This window comes from Mesorhizobium sp. B2-1-8 (genome assembly GCF_006442545.2).
Classification (GTDB): Bacteria; Pseudomonadota; Alphaproteobacteria; order Rhizobiales; family Rhizobiaceae; genus Mesorhizobium.
On sequence record NZ_CP083952.1, the window covers coordinates 3,119,842 to 3,144,407 of the forward strand.

The window sequence follows — 24,566 nt, forward strand, 5'->3', positions numbered from 1 at the left end:
ATGGCCAGAGGCGTTATCCTTCTCGCGGCGGGTGGAACCGGCGGACATCTGTTTCCAGCCGAAGCGCTGGCGCATGAACTGATCGAGCGCGGCTGGGCGGTGCATCTGGCGACCGACACCCGGGCCGAGCGGTTTGCCGCCCATTTCCCGGCAGCGGCCGTCCACCCGATCCAGTCGGCGACGTTGGGCTCGAAAAATCCCTTCACCCTGCTTGGCGCCTTCTGGAAAATCTGGAGCGGCGTGCGTCAGGCCTCCGCCATCATCGGCAGGATCAAGCCGGAGGCCGTCGTGGGCTTTGGCGGCTATCCGACCTTGCCGCCCCTCTACGCGGCGACGCGGCGCAAGGTGCCGACGCTGATCCATGAGCAGAACGCGGTGATGGGGCGCGCCAACCGGGCTTTGGCCGGCCGTGTGGACGCCATTGCCGGCGGCTTCCTGCCGCTGGATGAGAGTGCCGCCGGCGCCAAGACGGTGACGACCGGCAATCCGGTCAGGCCGGCTGTGCTCGAAGCAGCCAGGACACCGTACGTGGCTTCAACCGGGGACGAGCCTTTCCGCCTGCTGGTGTTCGGCGGCAGCCAGGGCGCGCAATTCTTTTCCGATGCGATGCCGGGGGCAGTCGCGCTGCTTTCGGATGCACAGCGCAGACGCCTTGTCATTACCCAACAAGCTCGCGCGGACGACGTGGCGCGGGTGAAGGCGGCCTACGCCGCGCTCGGCGTCGCCGTCGAGGTCTCGCCGTTTTTTACCGACATGGCGGCGCGCATAGCGGCGGCGCATCTGGTGATCTCGCGTTCCGGCGCCTCGACCGTGTCGGAGATCGCCGTCGTCGGCCGGCCGGCGCTGCTGGTGCCCTATCCCTTCGCGCTCGACCACGACCAGGCGGCGAATGCAGCAGCGCTTGCCGCCGCCGGCGGCGGCGAAGTGCACGTGCAATCGTCGCTCTCGCCCGAGCGTATCGCGGCACTGCTCGGCGCCCTGATGGACCACCCGGAGCGGCTGGCGACGATGGCCGCAGCGGCCAAATCGGTCGGCAGGCCGGACGCGGCACGGTTGCTCGCCGACCTCACAGAGGCTATTGCGTCCCGCAAAACAGTATCGGATTTCAGGAAGGGGACGCACCCATGAAGATGCCGCAGACCATTGGCCTCGTGCATTTCATCGGCATTGGCGGCATCGGCATGAGCGGCATCGCCGAGGTGCTGCACAATCTCGGCTACAAGGTGCAAGGGTCCGACCAGGCCGACAGCGCCAATGTGCAGCGGCTGCGCGACAAGGGCATCGAATGCTTCGTCGGCCACAAGGCCGAGAATCTCGGTGACGCCGAGGTCATCGTCGTCTCGACGGCGATCAAGAAGTCGAATCCGGAACTGAAGGCAGCACGTGAAAAGCTGTTGCCGATCGTGCGCCGCGCCGAGATGCTGGCCGAGTTGATGCGTTTCCGTCAGGCTGTCGCCATCGGCGGCACGCATGGCAAGACGACGACGACCTCGATGGTGGCGGCGCTGCTGGAAGCCGGTGGGCTCGACCCGACCGTCATCAATGGCGGCATCATCAATGCCTATGGCACCAATGCGCGCATGGGCGACGGCGAGTGGATGGTGGTCGAAGCCGACGAAAGCGACGGTACCTTCCTCAAGCTGCCGGCCGAGATCGCCGTCGTCACCAACATCGATCCCGAGCATCTCGATCATTATGGCAACTTCGACAATGTGCGCGAGGCGTTCCGCCAGTTCGTCGAGAACGTGCCTTTCTATGGCTTCGGCGTGATGTGCACGGATCACCCGGAAGTGCAGGCGCTGGTCGGGCGCATCGAAGACCGGCGCGTCATCACCTATGGCGAGAACGCACAGGCCGATGTGCGCTTCACCAACCATCGCATGGCGGGTGCGACCTCGGAGTTCGATGTGATGATCCGCGACCGCAAGGGGCGCGGCCAGACGACGATAGCGGGCCTGCGCCTGCCGATGCCTGGCCACCACAATGTGTCCAACGCGACGGCCGCGATCGCGGTCGCGCACGAACTCGGCCTATCGGCCGAGGCGATCAGGAAGGGCCTGTCGTCCTTCGCCGGTGTCAAACGCCGCTTCACCCACACCGGTTCCTGGAACGGCGTCGACGTGTTCGACGACTACGGCCACCACCCGGTCGAGATCTCGGCGGTGCTGAAGGCGGCGCGCAGCGCCACCAATGGGCGTGTCATCGCCATTGCCCAGCCGCACCGCTTCACCAGGCTGCACGATCTGTTCAACGAGTTCTCCACCTGTTTCAACGATGCCGACACGGTGATGGTCGCCCCGGTCTACGCCGCCGGCGAAGAGCCGATCGACGGCGTGACCTCGGATGCGCTGGTGTCGCGCATCCGCGCCGGCGGCCATCGCGATGCCCGCTATATCGAAGGGCCGGCCGATATCGCGCCTGTCATCCGCGACATCGCCAAGCCCGGCGACTTCGTCGTCTTCCTGGGCGCCGGCAATATCACCCAATGGGCCTATGCGCTGCCGAAGGAGCTCGCCGCCTCATGATGAACGGCCAGGCCCTGATCGACAGACTTGGCGACCGGCTGGCCGGCCTGCGCGGCCGGATCACGCCGAATGCCGAGATGGACAAGATCACCTGGTTCCGGGCAGGCGGCCTTGCCGAGGCGCTGTTCCAGCCGGCCGACGAGGAGGACCTTGCCGCGTTCCTCAAGGCGGTTCCCGAAGAGATCCCCCTGACGATTGTCGGCGTCGGCTCGAACCTTCTGGTCCGCGACGGCGGCATTCCGGGTTTCGTCGTCAGGCTTTCCGCCAAGGGCTTTGGCGAGGCCGAAGTCATTTCCCCGATCAGGATCAAGGCCGGTGCCGCCACGCCCGACAAGCGTGTGGCGGCGGTGGCGCTGGAGGCCGGCATTGGCGGCTTCCATTTCTACCACGGCATTCCAGGCGCCGTCGGCGGCGCGCTCAGGATGAACGCCGGCGCCAATGGCATCGAGACGCGCGAGCGCGTCGTCGAGGTGCGGGCGCTTGACCGCGCGGGCAATGCCCAGACGCTGAGCAATGCCGAGATGGGCTATGCCTACCGCCATTCGGCGGCACCATCCGGTCTGATCTTCACCTCGGCCATTTTCGAGGGCTTTGCCGAGGACAAAGCGGCGATCAAGACGGCGATGGACGCGGTGCAGAACCACCGCGAAACCGTACAGCCGATCCGCGAGAAGACCGGCGGCTCGACCTTCAAGAACCCGGAAGGCACCTCGGCCTGGAAGGAAATCGACAAGGCGGGTTGCCGCGGCCTGATGATCGGCGGCGCGCAGATGTCGCCGATGCATTGCAACTTCATGATCAACACCGGAACCGCGACCGGCTACGACCTCGAATATCTCGGCGAGACGGTACGCGCGCGGGTGCTCGAGCATTCCGGCATCCGCTTGCAGTGGGAGATCAAGCGCATCGGCAATTTCCGCTCCGGACATGCCGTGCAGGAGTTCCTTGGTCAGCTTCTTTAGCGCATCTTGAAGTTCACGTGATGCGTGAACTTCAGCGGGATCGAAATGCCGTGAAACCGTTGCTCCGGGGACTCGGCGACTCGGTTTTCGCATCCATTTTCTCAGAAAGTGAATCTCTCGGAATCATAAGTACTTGCCAGTGAATCAACTCTCTGATTCTCTGCCCCAAAGCGTTTCCTGATTTGAGTCGTTCGACGCGTTACCCGCGTTTTCCGTCTGGGGGGCAACCTGCCGGGAGACTCGGACTCAATGTTGCGGAAATCTTGGATTTTGGTCCGCCGTGAGAGGGGATGACGGGGAATGAAGAGCAAGCATGTGGCCGTATTGCTGGGAGGTTTCTCGTCCGAGCGGCCCGTGTCTTTGTCTTCCGGAAAGGCCTGTGCCGATGCGCTGGAACAGGAAGGCTACCAGGTCAGCCGCGTCGATGTCGGGCGCGATGTCGGCTCGGTGCTTGCCGAGCTCAAGCCCGACGTCGCCTTCAATGCGCTGCATGGACCCTTTGGCGAGGACGGTACCATTCAGGGCATCCTCGAATATCTCGGCATTCCCTACACCCATTCCGGCGTGCTCGCTTCGGCGCTCGCCATGAACAAGGAGCAGGCGAAGAAGATCGTCAAATCGGTCGGCGTCCCGGTTGCCGAATCGAAGGTCGCCAATCGCTTCTCCATCCAGAACAAGCACCCGATGAAGCCGCCCTACGTGGTCAAGCCGGTCAGCGAAGGATCGAGCTTTGGCGTCGTCATCGTGTCGGAGGGGCAGTCGCATCCACCGCAGGTGATCGGGTCATCCGAGTGGAAATATGGCGATATCGTCATGGTCGAGCGCTACATCCATGGGCGCGAGCTGACCTGTGCCGTCATGGGCGATGTGGCGCTTGGCGTCTGCGAGATCATCCCGACGGGCCATTCCTTCTACGACTACGATTCAAAATATGTCGCGGGCGGATCAAAACACGAATGCCCCGCAAAAGTTTCACCGAATATTTACCAAAAAATACAGACACTGGCGCTCAAGGCTCACCAAGCTGTCGGCTGTCGGGGCGTTTCCCGGTCGGACTTCCGTTATGACGATCGTCACTCCGAAAATGGCGAGGTTGTATGGCTCGAGGTCAACACTCAGCCGGGCATGACGCCGACGTCTCTGGTGCCTGAAATTGCCGCCCATGCCGGGCATTCGTTTGGTGAATTGTTGAGTTGGATGGTGGAGGACGCTTCGTGTCTGCGTTGAAATGGGGACAGGGCAAGGTGAGGGGCGCGGCCGGGCCGTCGCTGTTCGGCCTGCCATTGTCGTTGGACCATTTCGTCCTGCCGCGCGTGCTTCGCCGCCCCGTGCGCATCCTGACGCGTCTGGGCGACGGTGAATTCCAGGCGCCGCGATTCTCCTCCGCGATCATGTCGGCGGTGCTGCTGGCCTCGAGCGGGGCCTATGGCGCCTACCTTGGCGGTCATGCCGACGGCATCATTCAAAGCATCACCGCCCGCACCGGCTTTGCCGTCGATCAGGTCAAGGTGGTCGGCAATCGTCAGACTTCGGAGATCGACATTCTCGACAGGCTCGAACTCGATGGCTGGACGTCGCTGATCGGCTTCGATGCCGAGGCCGCGCGCGAACGCATCGCGACCCTGCCGTGGATCCAGGTCGCCGCGGTGCGCAAGGTCTATCCGCACACGCTGGAAGTGCGTGTCGAGGAGCGTGCGGCCTTCGCGCTCTGGCAGCAGGGCAATGATCTCTCGGTCATCGAAAAGAATGGCGCTGTCATCGCGCCATTCTCGGGCGGCAAGCAGGTGCTCCTGCCCCTGTTGATCGGCGCCGGCGCGCCCGCGAAGGCGCCCGATTTCCTGGCCAGGGTCGAACAATATCCCGACCTGGCCAGCCGCATCAAAGGCTATGTCCGTGTCGGCGAGCGGCGCTGGGACCTGAAGCTGGACAACGGCATCACCATCAAGCTGCCCGAGGATGACGAGGACAAGGCGCTCGCCGAACTCGTCAAGCTGGACCATGACAAGGGGCTGTTGTCGCGCGACATCGCCGCCGTCGACATGCGCCTGACGGACCGGCTGGTCGTGGAGCTGACGCCGCAGGCGGCAACGCAGCGCGAGGCCGCGCTCAACGAGAAACCAAAGACCCTCAAGCGCAAGCCGGAGACGAAGATATGAGCTGGCTTGGCGGTTCTGGCGATGCCTCGTCGCGCCGGTCGGGCACCCTGACGGTGCTGGATGTCGGCTCGAACAAGGTCTGCTGCATGGTGGCCAAGCTCAAGCCGTGCGATGACGGGAAACTGTTGCGTGGCCGCTCGCACCGGGTCCAGGTGATCGGCATCGGACACCAGAAATCGCAAGGCGTGAAGTCGGGCGTCGTCGTCGATCTCGATCGCGCCGAGCATGCCATCCGCCTCTCCGTCGATGCCGCCGAGCGCATGGCTGGGCTGACGGTCGACTCGCTGATCGTCAACATGACCGCCGGACGGCTGAAGAGTGAAGCCTTTTCGGCCACCATCAACCTTGGCGGCCACGAGGCCGACGAGGCCGACATCAAGCGCGTGCTCGGCGCCGGCGCCAAGCAGGCGCTCAAGTCCGAACGCGAGGTGATCCATTCACTGCCAGTCGGCTTCTCGCTGGACGCCGAGCGCGGCGTGCGCGATCCGCGCGGCATGGTGGGCGATGCGCTTGGCGTCGACATGCATGTGCTGACGGGTGACGCGGCGCCGATGCGCAATTTGGAGCTCTCCATCAACCGTTCGCACCTGTCGGTCGAACGCATGGTGGCGACGCCCTATGCCAGCGGGCTGGCGGCACTCGTCGACGACGAGCTGGAGCTCGGAGCCGCCTGCATCGACATGGGCGGCGGTACGACGACGATCTCGGTGTTTTCGGAAGGCAAGTTCGTTCATGGCGATGCCATCGCCATCGGTGGCAACCATGTGACGCTCGACATGGCCAAGGGCCTTTCGACCTCGCTCGATGCGGCCGAGCGGCTGAAGGTGATGCACGGCTCGGCGCTGCCGGGCAGCGCCGACGATCGTGACCTGATCTCGATCCAGCCGATCGGCGACGATGGCGATGTGCCGCTGCAGATTCCGCGTTCGGTGATGACGCGCATCGTGCGCGCACGCATCGACGAGACGCTCGAACTCCTGCGCGACCGGCTCAACAAATCCGGTTACGGCAATGCGGTCGGCAAGCGCGTCGTGCTCACCGGCGGCGCCAGCCAACTGGCCGGCCTGCCCGAGGCGGCACGCCGCATCCTGGGGCGCAATGTGCGCATCGGCCGCCCGCTCGGCGTGGCGGGCCTGCCCGAAGCGGCGAAAGGGCCGGCTTTCTCGGCTGCGGTCGGGCTTCTGATCTATCCGCAGATGGCGAGCTTCGAGAGCCATCCGGCGAAAGGCATTTCCGGTCTCAGGATGACCGGAACGGGCGGAAAACTGCATCGCATGAGTCAGTGGTTGAGAGACAGTTTCTAATTGACGGGGACAGCCCCATAGGCGGCCGCGGCGGCGAAGCGGCGTGAAAGGCAAAGGACGGAGACAATGACCATCAATCTGCAGAAGCCGGACATCACCGAGCTTAAGCCGCGCATCACCGTGTTCGGTGTCGGTGGCGGCGGCGGCAATGCCGTCAACAACATGATCACCGCCGGTCTGCGCGGTGTCGAGTTCGTTGTCGCCAACACCGATGCGCAAGCGCTGACCATGTCGAAGGCCGACCGGCTGATCCAACTCGGCGCGCATGTCACCGAGGGGCTCGGTGCCGGCTCGCAGCCGGAAGTCGGCCGCGCCGCGGCGGAAGAGTGCATCGACGAGATCATCGACCATCTCACCAACACCCATATGTGCTTCGTCACCGCCGGCATGGGCGGCGGCACCGGCACGGGTGCGGCTCCGGTTGTTGCGCGCGCAGCCCGTGAGAAGGGCATTCTCACCGTCGGCGTCGTCACCAAGCCGTTCCACTTCGAGGGCCAGCGCCGCATGAAGACGGCCGACTTCGGCATCGAGGAACTGCAGAAATGCGTCGACACCTTGATCGTCATCCCGAACCAGAACCTGTTCCGGCTAGCCAATGACAAGACCACCTTCGCCGACGCCTTCGCGATGGCCGACCAGGTGCTCTACTCCGGTGTCGCCTGCATCACCGACCTGATGGTCAAGGAAGGTCTGATCAACCTCGACTTCGCCGACGTGCGTTCGGTGATGCGCGAGATGGGCAAGGCGATGATGGGCACGGGCGAGGCTTCGGGCGAAGGTCGTGCGATGGCCGCCGCGGAAGCCGCGATCGCCAATCCGCTGCTCGACGAAACCTCGATGAAGGGCGCCAAGGGCCTGCTGATCTCGATCACCGGCGGCCGCGACCTGACCCTGTTCGAAGTCGACGAAGCGGCGACCCGCATCCGCGAGGAAGTCGACCAGGACGCCAACATCATCCTGGGCGCCACTTTCGACGAGGAACTCGAAGGCGTCATCCGCGTCTCGGTGGTCGCCACCGGCATCGACAAGTCGGCCGCTGAAATCGCCGCCGCGCCGATCTCGATCCGTGCCGCTCCGCCGAAGCCGGCTGCCCGGCCGGCCGTCGCCGCGGTGGAAAGCCGCCCGGCGCCGGTCCAGCACACGGTGTATGAGCCACGCGCCGCCGATCCGGTTGCCGAAGCCATCCAGTTGGCCGAAGCGAATGCCGCGGCCATGGCGCAGGCTCGTCCGGCTCCGGTCGCCCATGCGGACGATTTCCGCCCGCAGAGCAAGATCTTCCAGGCGCCGCCCGCACAGCCGCAGCCGATGGTGCAGCCTGCTGTCCAGCAGATGATGCAGCCGGCCCCGCAACCGCGCGAAATCCTGCGTGAGGTTCAGCAGCCGGTCGCGATGGCGCCGCAACGCATGCCGCGCGTCGAAGACTTTCCGCCGGTCGTGAAGGCCGAGGTCGACGCCAAGAGCCGTCCGGCCGATCATGAGAACAGCGGACCGATGGGTCTCCTGAAGCGCCTGACCAATGGCCTGACCCGTCGCGAAGAAGAGCCTGCACGCTTGCAGCCGGCGCAGCCGCGCGAGCCCAAGCTGCGCCAGGCCGCACCGGAAGTGCGCCGCCTCGCCAGCCAGGATGCGCAGCTCTACGCGCCGCGCCGCGGCCAGCTGGACGATCAGGGCCGCCTGACGCCACAGACCAGGGCGACTCAGGACGACGATCAGTTGGAGATTCCGGCGTTCCTGCGCCGCCAGGCCAACTGAGCCGTTAACGGACTGTAACAATTGTTAACAGGCAGGCAAGAAATTGCTTGCCTGTTAACGTTTAAAACGGCGCATAATCAATCAGTTACGATGCCGTACATGTTCCAGTTCGCGGTTACAAAGAGTAAGAAACCGTGATTTGGACTCTCCCTGCCGGGACATTATCTTCGCCGCCTACCATAGTCGGTTTGCCGGGATTTTGGGGGAAGTCGCCCTGCCTGCCGATTTAACAAGAGCCGCGCCCTCGGGCTGGAGAAGCGGACCTAGGCATTACGGGCTCATGGGGATTGTCTTGCACGACCACCAGACGACAGTGAAGACGCGCGCGTCGCTTACAGGCACCGGCGTTCACAGCGGCAAAGAAGTTTCCATCAGTTTCCTGCCCGCGGATGCCGACACCGGCATCGTGTTCCAACTCCTCAATGGAGACGGGCAGGGCCGTGAGTTCCGCGCCCTGTTTTCCGAGATCGGCGCCACCGACCTTTGCACCATGCTCGGCGATCCCTCGGGCGAGCACATCGCGACAGTCGAGCACATCATGGCCGCCCTGTTCGGGCTCGGCATCGACAATGTCATCATCGAGATCGACGGCCACGAGGTCCCAATCCTAGACGGCAGCGCCATGGCATTCGTCGAAGCCATCGACCAGGCCGGCATCGAGGTGCTGGCCGTCAAGCGCCGCTATATCAGGGTGGTCAAGCCGGTCCGCATCGAGAATGGCGCTTCCTGGGCCGAGTTCAGGCCCTATGACGGGACCCGTTTCGAGGTCGAGATCGATTTTGAAAGCCCGGCTATCGGCCGTCAGCTCTTCGCATCGGACATCAATGCCGATATTTTCCGCCGCGACATCGCCCGCGCCCGCACCTTCGGCTTCATGAAGGACGTCGAACGGCTGTGGGCTGCCGGCTATGCGCTGGGATCCTCGCTGGAAAATTCCTTGGTGATCGGTGACGACAACCGCGTCATCAATATGGGCGGCCTGCGCTATCCCAACGAATTCGTGCGCCACAAGACGCTCGACGCCATGGGCGACCTGGCGCTGGCCGGCGCGCGCTTCATCGGCTGTTTCCGCTCCTATCGCGGCGGCCACAGGCTGAACGCCGCCGCGCTGCGGCGCCTGCTGTCGGATCGCACGGCCTTCGAGATCGTCGAGACGACACGCCGCGAGCGTGGCCGGGGCGCCGAAATGAACGCCGTCAACGCGCCGCTCTATGCGCCCTGGATGATCTGATTTCCTTTATCTTTTTCGGATTCCATGGCGGCGTGGGTGTTGCATGAATGCATCATCCATCAGCGAAATTGCATAGATTGATACGCTGCGGTCCGCCGCCACAAAAATGTGCGATTGGCTGGACATAGCGTTGCCGGGCAAGGCGGTTAGGTTTATGGCTGCTGCCGTCGATTAGTGCATGTCGCTCAAAAGTGGGGACCAGTTTTGGGACAACAGCATGCAAGAGGCATTGAAATAACGCCGAAAGGGCGCAATCCAATCATGTTCTTCAAGCGAGTCGGTCAATCGAAAGTGCCGCAGCGGTCCGTTTTCCTGGCGCTTTCGGTGGTTGTTCCATCGCTCTTTCTGTCGGCCTGCATGTCGTCGGAGAAAGATATCGACCTGTCGACCTATGTCGACCAGACCGAGCCGGCCGACGTGCTCTACAATCAGGGTCTCGCCAACATGAATGCGGGACGCCTGGACGAGGCGAGCAAGAAGTTCGACGCCGTCGACCGCCAGCACCCCTATTCGGAGTGGGCCCGCAAATCGATGGTGATGGGTGCGTTCGCCGACTATCGGAAGGGCAGCTACGACGACGCGATCCAGTCGGCAAAGCGATATTTGGCCCTTTATCCGTCCACGGATGACGCGCCCTATGCCCAGTACATCATTGGTCTCAGCTACTATCGCCAGATCAAGGACGTGACGCAGGACCAGAAGGAAGCACGCCAGACCCTGCAGACGATGCAGGACCTGGTGACGCGCTGGCCGACGTCGGAATATGTCGACGACGCCAAGGAAAAGATCCGCTTCGCCAACGACCAGCTCGCCGGCAAGGAGATGCAGATCGGCCGCTATTATCTGGAGCGCCGCGAATACATCGCCGCCGTCAAGCGCTTCCGCACCGTGGTCGAAAACTATTCCAACACGCGCCATGTCGAGGAAGCGCTCGCCCGCCTCACCGAAAGCTATTACGCGTTGGGCTTGACCTCGGAGGCCCAGACGGCCGCCGCGGTGCTCGGTACCAACTATCCCGACAGCTCGTGGTACAAGGATTCCTACAAGCTGCTGCAGAGCAACGGGCTGGCGCCGCGCGAAAATGCCGGATCGTGGATATCCAAGGCCGGGAAGCTGATCACCGGCGCGTGACCGCAGAGCTCCGAGCGCAGCGCGCTTTTTCGGATTGATCCGAAGCCCAAACAAAAAGATAGTGCGGCGCTGCGACTCCACCTGTCGGCGCCGCCTTTAATCTCTTTGTTCTCGTGCCTGTCGTTATCCCGAGACCGGGTCCACTTTCGGGCGGCATGCAATAGGTCCGGTTTCTCATGCTTTCCAGACTGTCGATCCGAGATATCGTCCTGATCGAAAAGCTGGACATCGACTTCCAGCCGGGTCTTTCCGTGCTGACCGGCGAAACCGGCGCCGGAAAATCCATTCTGCTCGATGCCCTGTCGCTGGCGCTCGGCGCGCGCGGCGATGCCTCGCTGGTGCGCCATGGCGCATCGCAGGGCCAGGTCATCGCCGTGTTCGATGTTCCGCGCAACCATCCGGTGCGCGCGCTGCTTGCCGAAAATGCCATCGAGGACGATGGAGACATCATCCTGCGCCGCGTGCAGACAGCGGACGGCCGCACCCGTGTGTTCGTCAACGACCAGCCGTCCTCCGTGACGCTGATGCGCGATGTCGGCCGCGCGCTGGTCGAGATCCATGGCCAGCATGATGAACGCGCTTTGGTCGATCCCGGCGCGCACCGCGACGTGCTCGATGCTTTCGGCGGCCATCTGGGCGCCGTCCGCTCGACCGGCGAGGCATGGCGGCACTGGCGCGCCTGCGAGCAGGAGCTGACGCGCCATCGCGCCAAGGTGGCCGCCGCCGCACGCGAGGCCGACTATCTGCGCGCCGCGGTTGCCGAACTGACCAAGCTCGACCCGCAGCCCGGCGAGGAAACCGAACTTGCCGAGCTGCGCGCCCACTTGATGCGCGCCGAGAAGATCGCTTCCGAAATCCATGATGCGCAGGATGTGCTGTCGGGCCCGTCGTCGCCCTTGCCGCAACTGGCAAGTTTGCTGAGGCGGCTGCAGCGCAAGGCAACGGAGGCGCCCGGCCTGCTCGAGGACGTGGTCAAGTCGCTGGATGAAGCGATGCTGTCGCTCGACGCGGCGCAGTCCGGCGTCGAGGCCGCATTGCGTGCCACCGAATATGACCCGCAACGGCTGGAAAAAGCCGAGGAACGGCTGTTTTCGCTGCGCGCGGCCTCGCGCAAGCACAGCGTCGCCGTCGACGATCTGGCGCAGCTGCGCGACACGATGGTTGCCGATCTCGCCGATCTCGATGCGGGCGAGGAGCGCCTGCATGGACTGGAAAAGCAGGCGGCCGCCGCGCGCGAAACCTATGACATCGCCGCCGCACAGTTGTCCTCGCTTCGCCATGGCGCGGCGGTCGGTCTGACCAAGGCGGTGATGGCGGAATTGCCGGCGCTGAAGCTCGAACGCGCGGCCTTCATCGTCGAGATGAAGAGCGAGGCCGAGGCCCGCATGGAAGAGGGCATCGACCAGATCGAGTTCTGGGTGCGCACCAATCCTGGCACGCGGCCCGGCCCGATGATGAAGGTCGCGTCCGGCGGCGAGCTGTCACGCTTCCTGCTGGCACTGAAAGTGGCGCTTGCCGATCGTGGTTCGGCGCCGACACTGGTTTTCGACGAAATCGACACCGGCGTGGGCGGCGCGGTGGCCGACGCCATTGGCCAGCGGTTGGCGCGGCTGTCGAAGCGCGTCCAGGTGCTTTCGGTCACGCATGCGCCGCAAGTGGCGGCGCGCGCGGCGACACATTTCCTGATCTCCAAATCGGGCAGCACCGACCGTGTCGCGACCGGCATTGCCGAGATGGACAGGACCGCGCGGCAGGAGGAGATCGCCCGCATGCTGGCCGGCGCCACGATCACCGACGAGGCGCGCGCCGCCGCCGAGCGGCTGCTGCGCGAGAATACAAACGCGGCATGAGACTATCCGGCATCATGGGGCGAGTCAGGATATGGCTCCATCCTGCTGTTCAGGAATGATCTTTTCCGAAAACCGGTTCCCACCTTTCGGGATCATGCTCTATTGTGACGCGCCACCGTTCAGGGACAAAAAGCATGGCCGAAAAACCTGTCGATTCGCTCAGCGAAAGCGAGGCTGAAGCCGAACTCCAGCGCCTTGCCGAGGAGATCGCCGCTCATGACCGGCGCTACCATGCCGAGGACGCACCCACGATCACGGACGCGGAGTATGACGCGTTGCGGCGGCGCAATCTCGCCATCGAGGAGCGCTTTCCCGGCTTGGTGCGCGAGGATTCGCCCTCGCTCAGGGTGGGTGCCGCACCGGCGGAAGGTTTCACCAAGGTGCGCCATGCCGTGCCGATGCTGAGCCTTGCCAAGGCCTATACCGACGCTGACGTTGCCGATTTCATCGAGCGTGGCCGCCGCTTCTTCGACCGCGACAAGGACCTCGACATCGCTTTCACCGCCGAGCCGAAGATCGATGGCCTGTCGGCTTCGCTGCGTTACGAAAAGGGCGTGTTCATGCAAGGTGCGACGCGCGGCGACGGCACTGTGGGCGAGGACATCACCGCCAATTTGAGGACAATCGCCGACATTCCCGCGAAGCTCAAGGGATCAGGCTGGCCTGAAACCATCGAGATTCGCGGCGAGGTCTACATGACCTATGCGGAATTCGAGGCACTCAAGGCGCGCTCGGCGGCTGTCGGCGGCCAGGATTACGTCAATCCGCGCAATACGGCGGCCGGGTCTCTGCGCCAGAAGGATCCGTCCGTCACCGCCAGCCGCAATCTCAAATTCTTTGCCTATGCCTGGGGTTATACGACGGCCGATCCGGCACCAACGCAGTACGAATCAGTGCGGAAATTCGCCGATTGGGGTTTCAAGATCAGTCCGCTGATGGTGCGCGCAAAATCGGTCGAGGAACTGGTCGCGCATTATCACCGGATCGAGGAGCAGCGCTCGTCGCTCGGCTATGACATTGACGGCGTCGTCTACAAGGTCGATCAACTGGAGCTGCAGCGCCGCTGGGGCTTCGTCACCGGCGAGCCGCGCTGGGCCGTCGCGCACAAATTCCCGGCCGAACAGGCAATGACGACCGTGCAGAAGATCGACATCCAGGTTGGCCGGACCGGCACGCTGGCGCCGGTCGCGCGGCTTGCGCCGGTGACGGTCGGCGGCGTCGTGGTGGAAAACGTCACGCTGCACAATGAGGACTATATCAAGGGCCTGGACAGCACCGGCCAACCGATCCGCGACGGTATCGACGTGCGCATTGGCGACACGGTCGTGATCCAGCGGGCAGGGGACGTCATCCCGCAGATTGTCAGCGTCGTCATCGGCAAGCGTCCGCCTGATGCCGTGCCGTACGAATTCCCGCACACCTGCCCGATCTGCGGCTCGCCGGCGACGCGCGAGATCAACGAGAAGACCGGCAAGGAGGATTCGCGCCGCCGTTGTACCGGCGAGCTGATCTGCCCGGCGCAGGCCGTGGAAGGGCTGCGCCACTTCGTGTCGCGCGGCGCCCTGGATATCGAAGGCCTCGGCGCGGAAAACATCGATACTTTCTTCAATGCCGGGTTGATCAAGACAGCCGCCGACATCTTCACGCTCAGGGAGCGCCGCCCGGCCGTGACCAAGGCGCTGGCCGAGCGGCGCGAGGAGCAGGCCAGGCAGCGCGAGGCGGCGTCCGGCAAGGCCCGCAAGAATGTGCGCAGCGTCGAGGACCGCAATTATGAGGGTCTCGACAAGCTGTTTTCGGCCATCGATTCGCGCCGCGCGCCGGAGCTCGACCGCTTCATTTTCGCGCTCGGCATCCGCCATATCGGCGAAACCACGGCCGCCGTGTTGGCCCGCACGTTCTCTACCATCGAGGAGCTTATCCGCGTCGGCAAGGAGACCGCGGCGGCGGAGGATCCGCATGCCGTCTTCCCATCGATCAACGGCATTGGCGACACGGTGATCGATGCGCTTCGCGATTTCTTCGGCAATGAGCGCAATGACGACGTGCTCGACAAGCTGCTGGAGCAGGTCAAACCGAAGCCGTACATCGTCACCGTCTCGGCCGACAGCGAGGTCGCCGGCAAGACGATCGTCTTTACCGGTTCGCTGGAAAAGATGACACGCTCCGAAGCCAAGGCAATGGCCGAACGTCTCGGCGCCAAGGTGGCCGGCTCGGTTTCGGCCAAGACCGATCTTGTGGTTGCGGGGCCGGGTGCGGGCTCCAAGCTCAAGCTTGCCAGTGAACTGGGCGTCGAAGTCATCGACGAGGACAGCTGGCTGCAGCGGGTCGGCAAGTCGTGACGGGCGAAGCGTTCAAAGGGTTCGGCCCCAAGGCCATTCCGTTCCTGAAGGCATTGGATTTCCACCAGAGCCGCGAGTGGTTCCTGGAGAATCGCGACTTGTTCGAAAAGGAATTGCGCGACCCACTGGGCGATCTCGTCGAGACGCTGACGCATCGTTTTACTGAGGCGGGTCTCGGCCTGCGCGGCGATCGCAAGAAGTCGCTGTTCCGCATCAACCGCGACGTTCGCTTCGCCAAGGACAAGCGACCCTACAACCGACATCTGTCGGCTATCCTGTCGGCGGACGGCACCAAGATGGAGCAGGGTGTGTTCTTCGTCCATATCGGGCTCGAGCGCTGCTTTGCCGGCGTTGCCTGGTGGCAGCCGGCGCCGGAACTGCTGACGGCCATGCGCAAGGCCATCGCGAGCCATCCCGATGCGTTTCGCGCCGTGGTGGCGGCGCTGAGGAAGAATGGCCTCGAACTCGATGCCGAAGGCGGCATGAAACGAACGCCGCGCGGCTTCGAAGAGGTCGCTGACAAAGACCTCGTCGCCGCCATCCGCAACCGGCATTTCGCCGTCCGCCACGCGATCGATCCGGCTGGTATCCACGGGCCGGAACTGGTCGAGGAACTTGTCGATTTCACCATGCGCGCCAAGCCGCTGCTCGATTGGGGCAGGGCGATCGAGGGCAAGGCCGAGAAACAATGAGCTTCCCCGCAAGCGTCGCGACGATCATTTCCGCTGATCGTTTGGCTCAACCGAATTCGTGTGACACGGCAAACCATGCCACCTAAATACCGCCACTCCTTTTGTTGTCGTGCATGTCGTTGTCCAAAAACCGCTACGCAGTTTTGGGCGACATGCATCAGGAGTGGCCGATGGCGACGGACGTGATTTCAGAGAGCGGCGGCAAGAGCGATTTCTGGCAGGGCGTGCGGCTCTCCATGCCGGTCGTGGTGGCGTCGGCGCCGTTCGCGGTGCTGTTCGGCGCACTCGCCGTCGACAACGGCTTCTCGGTCCTCGAAGCCTTCCTGATGAGCGCGCTGGTCTATGGTGGCGCCAGCCAAATGGTCGGCATCCAGCTGTTCGGCCAGCATGTCGCGCCATGGCTGGTCGTGCTGTCGATCTTCGCCGTCAACTTCCGCCACGTGCTCTATTCCGCCGGCATCGGCCGGCGCATCGCGCACTGGCCCGTCATTCAGCAGGCACTCGGCTATTTCATCCTCACCGATCCGCAATTCGCGGTCGCCGAGGCACGGGCGCAATCCGGTCAGACCGTGGGCTTCGCCTGGTATCTGGGGCTTGGCCTGCCGGTCTATCTGTTCTGGATCGTCGAAAGCGCGCTCGGCGCGCTGTTCGGCAAGCTCATCCCCGACACCCATGCGCTGGGCATCGATTTCCTGCTGCCGATCTATTTCCTCGGCCTCGTGATGGGGTTCCGCAAGCGGCCGCTGTGGCTGCCGGTGGTCGTCGCCAGTGCCTGCGCCTCGATCGTCGCCTACAAGACGGTGGGCTCGCCCTGGCACGTGTCGATCGGCGCCGTTGCCGGCGTGCTGCTCGCCGTCATCCTGCCGCCGCACCACAGCGGCGTGGAGACAAGGCCATGAGCACGACATTCTGGATCATAATCGCCGGCGCGATCGCCACCTATCTCACGCGCATCGGCGGGCATCTGGTCATCTCCCGCTTTGACAACATCCATCCGCGCGTGGAAGCCGGCCTCAATGCCGTGCCGGCGGCAGTGCTGACGACGCTGGTGGCGCCGGAGCTGCTGCATGCCGGACCGGCGGAGTGGGCGGCCCTGGTCGTCACAGCCGTGGTTTCGCTGCGTGGCGGGCTGATGGCGATGTTTCTGGCAGGCGCTGCGGTGCTGATCCTGGCGCGTCAGTTCGCGGGGTAGGCGCGATCGGTTTGAATCGTCGGCGCTGCCCCTCATCTGCCTGCCGGCATCTTCTCCCCGTATAGTGACGGGGAGAAGGGGCTGGCGTCAGCCTTGGCGCTCTTTTCTGCAGCATTGATGTTTGGCGAAGCCGACGGTGACAGCGTCCTTCTCCCCGTCACTAGACGGGGAGAAGTGCCCGGCAGGGCGATGAGGGGCAGCGCTGACCTTCCGAGCCTGGCATTCAAATCTTCGCGTCGTGCGGCAGCGGTGCCGTCGCCTTTTCCAGCCAGGCCAGCGTTTCGCCGTCGAGCATCGGTCCGACCTCGGCCAGCACGCGGGCGTGGTAGGTGTCGAGCCAGTGCAGTTCGTCGCGAGTCAGCAGGTCCGATCGCACCAGCCTGATGTCGATCGGGGCGAGCGTCAGCGTCTCGAACCCGTGCATGGCGATGTCGCCTCCCTCGATCTGTTCGGCCGGTGTCACCAGGATGAGGTTCTCGATACGGATGCCATAGGCGCCTTCCTTGTAGTAGCCGGGCTCGTTCGACAGCATCATGCCTTCGAGCAGCTTTTCGGTGCCGGTGCGGGCGATGCGCTGCGGACCCTCATGCACGGCCAGATACGAGCCGACGCCGTGGCCTGTGCCATGGGCGAAGTCGCAGCCATGCTTCCATAACGCCATGCGGGCAACCGCATCGATTTCCGAGCCGCGCGTGCCGGCGGGGAAGCGCAGCGTCGAAATGCCGATCATGCCTTTCAGCACCAGCGTGTAGCGTTCGCGCATCTCTTCGGTCGGCTGGCCGATCGGCACGGTGCGGGTGATGTCTGTCGTGCCGTCCTGGTATTGCGCGCCGGAATCGAGCAGGAACAGTTCGCCGGCCTGCAGCTTGCGGCTGGTGGCGCTCGAGACGCGGTAATGCATGATGGCGCCGTTCGGGCCGGCGCCGGAAATGGTGTCGAAGGAGACGTCGCGCAGCGGCATCTGGGTTTCCTCGCCGGTCTGCCGGCGCGTCTCTTCGAGCCTGGTGACAACCGCGATCTCGTCGAGGGAGCCGGGTTTCTGGCGCTCCAGCCAGCACAGCAGCTTGGCCACCGCCGCGCCGTCGCGGCGATGCGCGGCGCGCGAGCCGTTGATCTCGGCAGGGTTTTTGGTGGCACGCGGGATGCGGGCAGGATCGGGCGCGGCAATCACCGTGCCGCCATTGTCCTCGACCAGCATGCGCAGCCGGTCGGCCGCCAGCACCGGATCGAGCGCGATTTTCGCGCCGCTTTTCGCAAGCGCCACGATCGCGGCTTCGAATTCGCCGGGCTCATGCGGATCGGCAAGCTGGGTGAGGTAGGCCGCGACCTGACGCGAGAACTTGCGCCGATCCATGAAAAGCTGGTGCGATCCGTCGGCTGCGAGGATGGCGAAGCCGAGCGCCAGCGGCGTGTGCGGAACGTCGCCGCCACGGATGTTGAAGGCCCAGGCAATGGAGGATGGGTCGGTCAGCACGGCATGGGTGGCGCCGTCCTTGCCGATTGCCGTTGCCAGCCGCGCCAGCTTGTCCTTGGCGAGCTCGCCGGCAAAGCCGATCGGATGCAGCTCGACCGGGGTCACGGGTGCGGCGGGCTGATCCTTCCAGATGATGTCGATCGGGTTCCTGTCGAGCGGCACGAGCAGCGCGCCGTTCTTGTCGGCGGAGGCCTGCAGCGCCTTGACCTCGCCGATCGTGTGCAGCCAGGGATCGAAACCCAGCCGCGCCCCTTTGCCGATGTTATCCCTGAGCCAGACAGCGGGCGGGTTGTCGACCAGGCTCTCGATCGAGAAGATGCCGAGGTCGACTTCGCCCCGCACCTGCAGCGTGTAGCGCCCGTCGACGAAGACGAAGGCGCGGTCGCGCAGCACGACGGCGACGCCGGCCGAGCCGCTGAAGCCAGTCAACCATTTCAGCCGGGCCGAACGATCGGCGACATATTCGCCCTGGTGTTCGTCGGCGCGCGGTACGATGAAGCCATCGAGGCCATTGTCGCCGAGCCATTGGCGTAGCAGCGCCACGCGCGGCTTGCCGACCGCCGGGTCGCCCGCGGAATCGAAGGACTGGAACATGGTGGGCCTCCTGGTATTCGCGCGACCGTAACCTATGGGGCTGTAAATCGGAATCGATTTCCAGCCGGCGCAAACTGCTACAGCGTCGCCCGGCTGACAACCGATCGCGCTTGGTCCAGCCATGCCGGAAGGCTGAGGCGAGCGGACGATCCGACCGAGGTCGGATTCCGTGCCAAGCTGGTGCTAGAAGTCATTTTCTCGACGTCAGAAGCGCTCATGTCCATAGCCAATTGGCAACACCGGTGGGTTAAGTTCACCCTAATTTAGTCGCCGGTTGACTGTCTTTGCCGGCGCAAGACAAACTTGTCACTTGAGGGACAACGGGGGTTTTCATGAAGAGGACATATGAACGGCCGAAACTTGTGAAGCGCGAGAAGCTGTCGACTGTGACCGCATGTCCAACTCCGTCGCTTTGCCCGATTTAGGTCGGAACAAGATAACGCTGCCGCGCAACGTCAATGCTTGAGGTGGATCGTCACCCAGCCCTCGCGATGCAAGGTACTGACGTGGCGGAAATTCTGGCCGACATAGGCCGAGATGACCGCGTCGCGCTGGCGATCGAGAATCCCAGACAGCACGATCGAACCGCCAAGCGTGATGTGGCCCGCCATTTGCGGCGCCAGCCGCATCAGCGGCCGCGCCAATATGTTGGCGACGATGAGGTCGAAGGGCGCGCGCCTGGCGAAGATCGGGTGATGAAAGCCCGGCGCGGTCATCGTCTCGATCAGGCCTTTGACGTGGTTCAGCCGCGCATTGGCGGCGGCGACCTTGACCGCCACCGGATCGATGTCGGTGGCCAGAACCGGAATATGCGCCAGCTTGGCGACGGCGATCGCCAGCACCGCGCTGCCGGTGCCGAGGTCGAGCGCGTTGCGCGGACGCTCGCGCCGCACGACTTTCTCCAGCATTTCGAGGCATCCGGCGGTGGTGCCGTGATGGCCGGTGCCGAAGGCGAGGCCCGCCTCGATCTCTATGGCCAGTTCGCCGCTGTGGCGCTTCCTGCTGTCATGCGCGCCATGGACGAAGAAACGGCCGGCGCGCACCGGCTTCAGGCCTTCCAGCGAACGTGCCACCCAGTCGATGTCGGGCAGCGCCTCGCGCTCGACCGGTCTCGACAAAGCGAGGCCGGCGAGAGTGTCCTTCAGCCGCGCCTCGACCGCGTCGACGTCGCCATCGGCGTAGAGCGAGACCTCGTGGATGTCGGCGTCTTCGTCGACCTCCAGCACGGCGATCGGCAAGCCTTCATCCTCGAAGGCCGTTTCGAGCGCCGCGAAGATGCGCTCCGCCTCGATCTTTCCGGTGGTGAAGTGGAGCCGCGTCTGGGTCATGTGAATTTTGTCAGCCGTTCGCGGCGAGGCGCTTCAGCTTCTCGACGGCGGTGTCGGCGCTCTCGCCATAGGCAATCGTGCCGGCAAAGTCGCCCTTGGCGTTGAGCAGCAGCACCGAGGCGGTGTGGTCCATGGTGTAATCACCGTCGCCGGTATCGACCTTCTTCCAGTAGATGCCGAACGCCTTGGCCATGGCATGGACCTTGTCCGGGTCGCCGGTGATGCCGGTGATGCGGTCGGAGAAATTGCTGACATAGGCGTTCATGACCTGCGGTGTGTCACGCTCCGGGTCGACCGAGACGAAATAGGCATGCAGGTTCTTGCCGTTATCGCCGAGCGTCTTCAGCCAGCCGGCGAGTTCGAACAGCGTGGTCGGGCAGACTTCGGGGCAATGGGTGAAGCCGAAGAAAACGACGCTGGGCTGTCCCCGGAAAGCGGCCTCGGTGATCGGTGCGCCTTTCTGGTCGACCAGGGTGAACGCCGCGCCGAAAGGCTCGCCGCCATAGTGGCCGCGATACCAGTCGAAGGTCAGCCAGCCGATGCCGGCAGCCATCAGAACGAGAATGCCGACCAGGATAGAACGCATCATCAGAAATGTCCGTCTGTCATGTCATGGGACGCACCGGCCAAACCGGTGCGCCTCTTGTTCGGCCACAGTCTTAGCGGTTCGACGGGGTACACGCAAAGATGCCGCGTTGACGCAACCGGCTGTGGTGTTGACGCATCTGCTTGCAAAGCCGAACAGTTCGCCCCAACTGAGACCGGCAACTCGAACCGAGGAGGCTTCTTTGCTCGAACTGATTGGGCTCGAACTGACTGGGCGGAAACTGATCGGCGGCGCGTTGGCGGCATTTATCGTGCTTGGCGCCGGTAGCGCCGTTGCCGAGGAAGTCGGCAAGGTCGGCGTCGACTGGGTCGGCAACGACATCATCATCGACGCGATCAAGGACCCGAAGGTGGATGGTGTGACCTGCCATGTCGCCTATTTCGACCGAAGCATCATCGACCGCCTGCACAAGGGCAATTGGTTCGAGGATCCCAGCGATTCCTCGATCTCGTGCCGTCAGACCGGGCCGATCACCATCGGCGACATCGACATGAGCGAGAGCGGCGAGGAGGTGTTCAAGCAAGGCCTCAGCCTGATCTGGAAGAAGCAGGTGGTGAACCGCATCTACGACAAGAAGAGCGAGACGCTGATTTATCTGTCGCACTCGCGCCAGGTGCAGAACGGCTCGGCCAAGATGTCGGTTACGACGGTGCCGCTCTACGGCCAGAACGTGGTGTGGAGCAAAGCCACGCCGAAATAGGCGGGTCGGACTCCTCCTGGTCCTGTTCCGACGGACGATTGGCCCCGCTTGCGGGACCAATCGTCCTGACGTAAAGCCGCCGGCATGGACCGTTCCGAAGATCTCGTTGCGAAAGACCCCGAACCGCGTATCCATCCTACCGCGGAGATGAAGGGCTGCAAGCTTGGCCGCTATGCCGCGATCGGCGAACGCGTCGTGCTGCGCGAGGTCATCGTCGGCGATTTCTCCTATTTCGAACGCCATGCCGAGGCGATCTATACGACGATCGGCAAATTCTGCTCCATCGCCGCCAACAGCCGCATCAATGCGCTGGAGCATCCGATCGAGCGGCTGACCCAGCACAAGGTCAGCTATCGGCCGAACGAGTATTTCCGCTGGCTGGGCGTCGATGCCGCGTTCCGCGAGCGGCGGCGGTCGAAGGCCGTGACCATCGGCCATGATGTCTGGATCGGCCACGGCGCGGTCATCTTGCCTGGCATCGCCATCGGCAACGGCGCGGTCATTGGCGCCAATGCGGTGGTGACGCGTGACGTGCCGTCCTACACGATCGTCGCCGGCGTGCCGGCCAAACCGATCAGGCCGCGCTTCCCCGTGGCCGTCGCGGCCCGGATCGAGGCTCTCGCCTGGTGGGACTGGCCGGTCGAGAAACTCGCCAAAGCGGTTCCCGACATGCAGGCAATGCCGATCGAGGCCTTCCTCGACCGCTGGGAAAACGACGCCGTTTGAGCTCCGCAGGGAACCATTCTTGGCGCTCTCCGGAATAAAACCCCTTCCGCCATGCGGGGATGGCGCGGCGGAAGGGGCTGGAGGTAAACCGCCGTGAAGCGGAAGGAACAGGCTCTTGCCTGCGCGGCTACCATGACATTGAACCGATAAGGTGTGTTTTGTGCCGAATGCGCGCGCCGCGTGCATTTAATTGCATCGGTTGTATTTTTTGCGCGCGGGAACCCGAATGGCTGCCGGTTGTTTCTTCCGGCGTACCGAACGGCGCGGCGCTGTTTTGAGGGAGCCCATGATCGAGAAGCTTTTCACCAAAATCGCCAACCGGGTGGCCCACCTTGCTGGCCTGTCGCCGACATTCGCACTTTGTTGCCTGATCGTCGTCGTCTGGGGAGTAAGCGGGCCACTCTTCGCCTTCTCGGACACCTGGCAACTGGTGATCAACACCGGCACGACCATCATCACCTTCCTGATGGTGTTTCTCATTCAAAACACCCAGAATCGCGACGGCGCGGCGATCCAGGCCAAGCTCGACGAGCTGATACGGGTCGGCGCGGCCAAAAACACCTTCATCGGCATCGAGCACCTGACTGAAGCCGAGGTCCAGGAGATCCGCGCCAAATGCGAGCGGGCGGCGAAGCGGCATGACGAGAAAGTCGCGACCATGGCGGCCAAGAAGGCGGTTGCCCAGAAGCGGGGCGCGAAAAAGAGCGCGGCTTGAGGCTCAGTCTTTCATGAACGCCGCGAACGCATCCTTGTGGTCGGGATGCCAGCGCGACAGAGCAGGACGGTTTTCGATGATGTCGCCGATCGCCCAGGCCATGCGCTTTTCGTCCAGTGGCCGCGCCACCTCATTGTCGGGACACAGGATGTAGAAGTCACCCCTGACCAGCGATTCCAGCATGAAATCAATGACCTGCTCACCGGTCCAGGCGCTGGCGGGCTTTTCCGTCGCGCCTTCGGTCAGGCCGGTATAGGTGAAGCCGGGGATGAGCAGATGCGCCGACAGGCGGGCGCCGGGCTCGTTGCGCAGCGCATGCGCCAGGCCCTCGGTAAAGGTCTTCACGCCAGCCTTGGAAACGTTGTAGGCGAGGTTGCCAGGCGGCGTGGTGATGCCTTGCTTGGAGCCGGTGTTGACGATCAGGCCTGGCTTGGCTGACGCCAGCATGCGTGGCGCAAAGGCTTCTACGCCATGTACGATGCCCCAGAAATTGATATCGAGCAGCCGTTTCCAGCCGTCGCGGTTTTCCCAGGGTTTTCCCGGGTTGTCGCCGACGCCGGCATTGTTCATCAGCAGCGAGACCCCGCCGAAGGCGCCGAATGCCCGGTCGGCGAGGCGGTCCACCTCATCGGCCTTCGAAACGTCCGATGCAACGGCAAGCACGGCGTCGTCGCCGGCGATCGCGGAAACGGCTCGAGAAGCATCGTCGAGGCGCGGGCCGCCAATGTCGGCGAGCACGATCTTCATGCCCATCAGCGCCAGCCGTTTGGCCGCCGCAAGGCCAATGCCGCTGGCGGCGCCGGTGATGACGGCGGTATTGCCTTGGCCAAGCGCTGGCAGGGCGGTCTGGATCTCGGCGTCGGGGATCATCTGCGATGGCTTCCTTTTTCGATGGCGCCGAACTTAGCGCCGGAACGGGCTTGTGCAAGCCTCCGTCAGGCTTGTCGGGTTGACCACTCCGGTCATGGCTGCGCATGCTGCGACGCCAAAAGGGAGATTTCCGATTGACGGATTGGGTTGCAATTCTGAAGGAGCAGACCGCCACCGGCGACCAGATGGGGCGCGAGGTGCCGCAGATGCTGGCCAACCCGGACATCAGCGAAGCTCAGGTGAAAACCTTGTTCTCCGAATTGGAAAAGCAAGCGGAATTCGTCGAGAAACTGCGCATGGCTCTGGAGAAGTTCGGCCATGATTTCTCGATCATCAAGGCGGCGGAGCGGCTGGAAGAGCGCTATGCCGACCTTGCCGCTTCGGTGGCGGAAAAGCTGAAGGCAATGCGTAAATAGAA

22 protein-coding genes are annotated in these 24,566 nt (G+C 63.9%); 18 read left to right on the plus strand and 4 right to left on the minus strand.

What is annotated here, in order from left to right; genetic code table 11:
- The 14 genes from murG (at position 1) to FJ970_RS15350 (ending at position 17,134) form a co-directional block, all read left to right on the plus strand.
- The gene (gene murG, locus FJ970_RS15285) at positions 1-1,128 is read left to right on the plus strand and encodes an undecaprenyldiphospho-muramoylpentapeptide beta-N-acetylglucosaminyltransferase (protein WP_140758157.1); all 1,128 of its coding nucleotides are present in this window, start codon (positions 1-3) and stop codon (positions 1,126-1,128) included.
- Positions 1,125-2,525: a UDP-N-acetylmuramate--L-alanine ligase gene (murC, locus tag FJ970_RS15290; RefSeq protein WP_140758156.1), complete on the plus strand. Its 1,401-nt coding sequence runs from the start codon at positions 1,125-1,127 to the stop codon at positions 2,523-2,525. The genes murG and murC overlap by 4 nt, the downstream gene beginning before the upstream one ends.
- Positions 2,522-3,487: a UDP-N-acetylmuramate dehydrogenase gene (gene murB, locus FJ970_RS15295; RefSeq protein WP_140758155.1), complete on the plus strand. Its 966-nt coding sequence runs from the start codon at positions 2,522-2,524 to the stop codon at positions 3,485-3,487. Before murC ends, murB begins: the two co-directional genes overlap by 4 nt.
- Positions 3,488-3,787: 300 nt before the next feature.
- Entirely contained in the window at positions 3,788-4,714 is a 927-nt protein-coding gene (locus FJ970_RS15300; protein ID WP_140758154.1) for a D-alanine--D-alanine ligase, read from the plus strand.
- Positions 4,702-5,643, plus strand: a complete 942-nt coding sequence (locus FJ970_RS15305) for a cell division protein FtsQ/DivIB (protein ID WP_140758153.1) — start codon at positions 4,702-4,704, stop codon at positions 5,641-5,643. Before FJ970_RS15300 ends, FJ970_RS15305 begins: the two co-directional genes overlap by 13 nt.
- On the plus strand, positions 5,640-6,947 hold the full coding sequence (gene ftsA, locus FJ970_RS15310) for a cell division protein FtsA (RefSeq protein ID WP_140758152.1): 1,308 nt from the start codon (positions 5,640-5,642) through the stop codon (positions 6,945-6,947). Before FJ970_RS15305 ends, ftsA begins: the two co-directional genes overlap by 4 nt.
- A gap of 66 nt (positions 6,948-7,013) precedes the next feature.
- The gene (ftsZ, locus tag FJ970_RS15315) at positions 7,014-8,699 is read left to right on the plus strand and encodes a cell division protein FtsZ (RefSeq protein ID WP_140758151.1); all 1,686 of its coding nucleotides are present in this window, start codon (positions 7,014-7,016) and stop codon (positions 8,697-8,699) included.
- 280 nt (positions 8,700-8,979) lie between these two features.
- Positions 8,980-9,930, plus strand: a complete 951-nt coding sequence (lpxC, locus tag FJ970_RS15320; RefSeq protein ID WP_140758150.1) for a UDP-3-O-acyl-N-acetylglucosamine deacetylase — start codon at positions 8,980-8,982, stop codon at positions 9,928-9,930.
- A 261-nt stretch (positions 9,931-10,191) separates the two neighbouring features.
- Positions 10,192-11,061, plus strand: a complete 870-nt coding sequence (locus FJ970_RS15325) for an outer membrane protein assembly factor BamD (protein ID WP_140758149.1) — start codon at positions 10,192-10,194, stop codon at positions 11,059-11,061.
- Between the two features lie 176 nt (positions 11,062-11,237).
- Positions 11,238-12,911 carry a DNA repair protein RecN gene (gene recN, locus FJ970_RS15330; RefSeq protein WP_140758148.1) on the plus strand — a complete coding sequence of 558 codons (1,674 nt, stop codon included), beginning with the start codon at positions 11,238-11,240 and terminating at the stop codon, positions 12,909-12,911.
- 134 nt (positions 12,912-13,045) lie between these two features.
- Complete coding sequence (ligA, locus tag FJ970_RS15335; protein WP_140758147.1) at positions 13,046-15,250, plus strand: NAD-dependent DNA ligase LigA; 2,205 nt, start codon at positions 13,046-13,048, stop codon at positions 15,248-15,250.
- Positions 15,247-15,942, plus strand: coding sequence for a DUF2461 domain-containing protein (locus FJ970_RS15340; RefSeq protein WP_140758146.1), 696 nt, complete (start codon positions 15,247-15,249; stop codon positions 15,940-15,942). The genes ligA and FJ970_RS15340 overlap by 4 nt, the downstream gene beginning before the upstream one ends.
- Before the next feature lie 170 nt (positions 15,943-16,112).
- Complete coding sequence (locus tag FJ970_RS15345) at positions 16,113-16,841, plus strand: AzlC family ABC transporter permease (RefSeq protein WP_140758145.1); 729 nt, start codon at positions 16,113-16,115, stop codon at positions 16,839-16,841.
- Positions 16,838-17,134, plus strand: coding sequence for an AzlD family protein (locus FJ970_RS15350; RefSeq protein WP_140758144.1), 297 nt, complete (start codon positions 16,838-16,840; stop codon positions 17,132-17,134). The genes FJ970_RS15345 and FJ970_RS15350 overlap by 4 nt, the downstream gene beginning before the upstream one ends.
- Positions 17,135-17,357: 223 nt before the next feature.
- Here the strand turns inward: FJ970_RS15350 and FJ970_RS15355 are convergent, their stop codons facing one another.
- From FJ970_RS15355 to FJ970_RS15365, 3 genes are all read right to left on the minus strand, one after another.
- Positions 17,358-19,202 (minus strand): aminopeptidase P family protein, encoded by a 1,845-nt coding sequence (locus FJ970_RS15355; RefSeq protein WP_140758143.1) that lies wholly within the window; start codon positions 19,200-19,202, stop codon positions 17,358-17,360.
- Between the two features lie 455 nt (positions 19,203-19,657).
- Positions 19,658-20,530: a 50S ribosomal protein L11 methyltransferase gene (locus tag FJ970_RS15360; RefSeq protein ID WP_140758142.1), complete on the minus strand. Its 873-nt coding sequence runs from the start codon at positions 20,528-20,530 to the stop codon at positions 19,658-19,660.
- A gap of 10 nt (positions 20,531-20,540) precedes the next feature.
- Positions 20,541-21,119 (minus strand): SCO family protein, encoded by a 579-nt coding sequence (locus tag FJ970_RS15365; RefSeq protein ID WP_140758141.1) that lies wholly within the window; start codon positions 21,117-21,119, stop codon positions 20,541-20,543.
- 199 nt (positions 21,120-21,318) lie between these two features.
- On the opposite strand from FJ970_RS15365, the gene FJ970_RS15370 reads away from it, so the two are divergent.
- The 3 genes from FJ970_RS15370 (at position 21,319) to FJ970_RS15380 (ending at position 23,278) form a co-directional block, all read left to right on the plus strand.
- Positions 21,319-21,837 (plus strand): CreA family protein, encoded by a 519-nt coding sequence (locus tag FJ970_RS15370; RefSeq protein ID WP_140758140.1) that lies wholly within the window; start codon positions 21,319-21,321, stop codon positions 21,835-21,837.
- Between the two features lie 84 nt (positions 21,838-21,921).
- Positions 21,922-22,563, plus strand: a complete 642-nt coding sequence (locus tag FJ970_RS15375; RefSeq protein WP_140758139.1) for a DapH/DapD/GlmU-related protein — start codon at positions 21,922-21,924, stop codon at positions 22,561-22,563.
- A gap of 286 nt (positions 22,564-22,849) precedes the next feature.
- Positions 22,850-23,278, plus strand: coding sequence for a low affinity iron permease family protein (locus tag FJ970_RS15380; RefSeq protein WP_181178472.1), 429 nt, complete (start codon positions 22,850-22,852; stop codon positions 23,276-23,278).
- A 3-nt stretch (positions 23,279-23,281) separates the two neighbouring features.
- Here the strand turns inward: FJ970_RS15380 and FJ970_RS15385 are convergent, their stop codons facing one another.
- Positions 23,282-24,148 carry an SDR family NAD(P)-dependent oxidoreductase gene (locus FJ970_RS15385; RefSeq protein WP_140758138.1) on the minus strand — a complete coding sequence of 289 codons (867 nt, stop codon included), beginning with the start codon at positions 24,146-24,148 and terminating at the stop codon, positions 23,282-23,284.
- Between the two features lie 134 nt (positions 24,149-24,282).
- On the opposite strand from FJ970_RS15385, the gene FJ970_RS15390 reads away from it, so the two are divergent.
- Entirely contained in the window at positions 24,283-24,564 is a 282-nt protein-coding gene (locus FJ970_RS15390; RefSeq protein WP_140758137.1) for a hypothetical protein, read from the plus strand.
- The last annotated feature ends 2 nt before the right edge of the window (positions 24,565-24,566 follow it).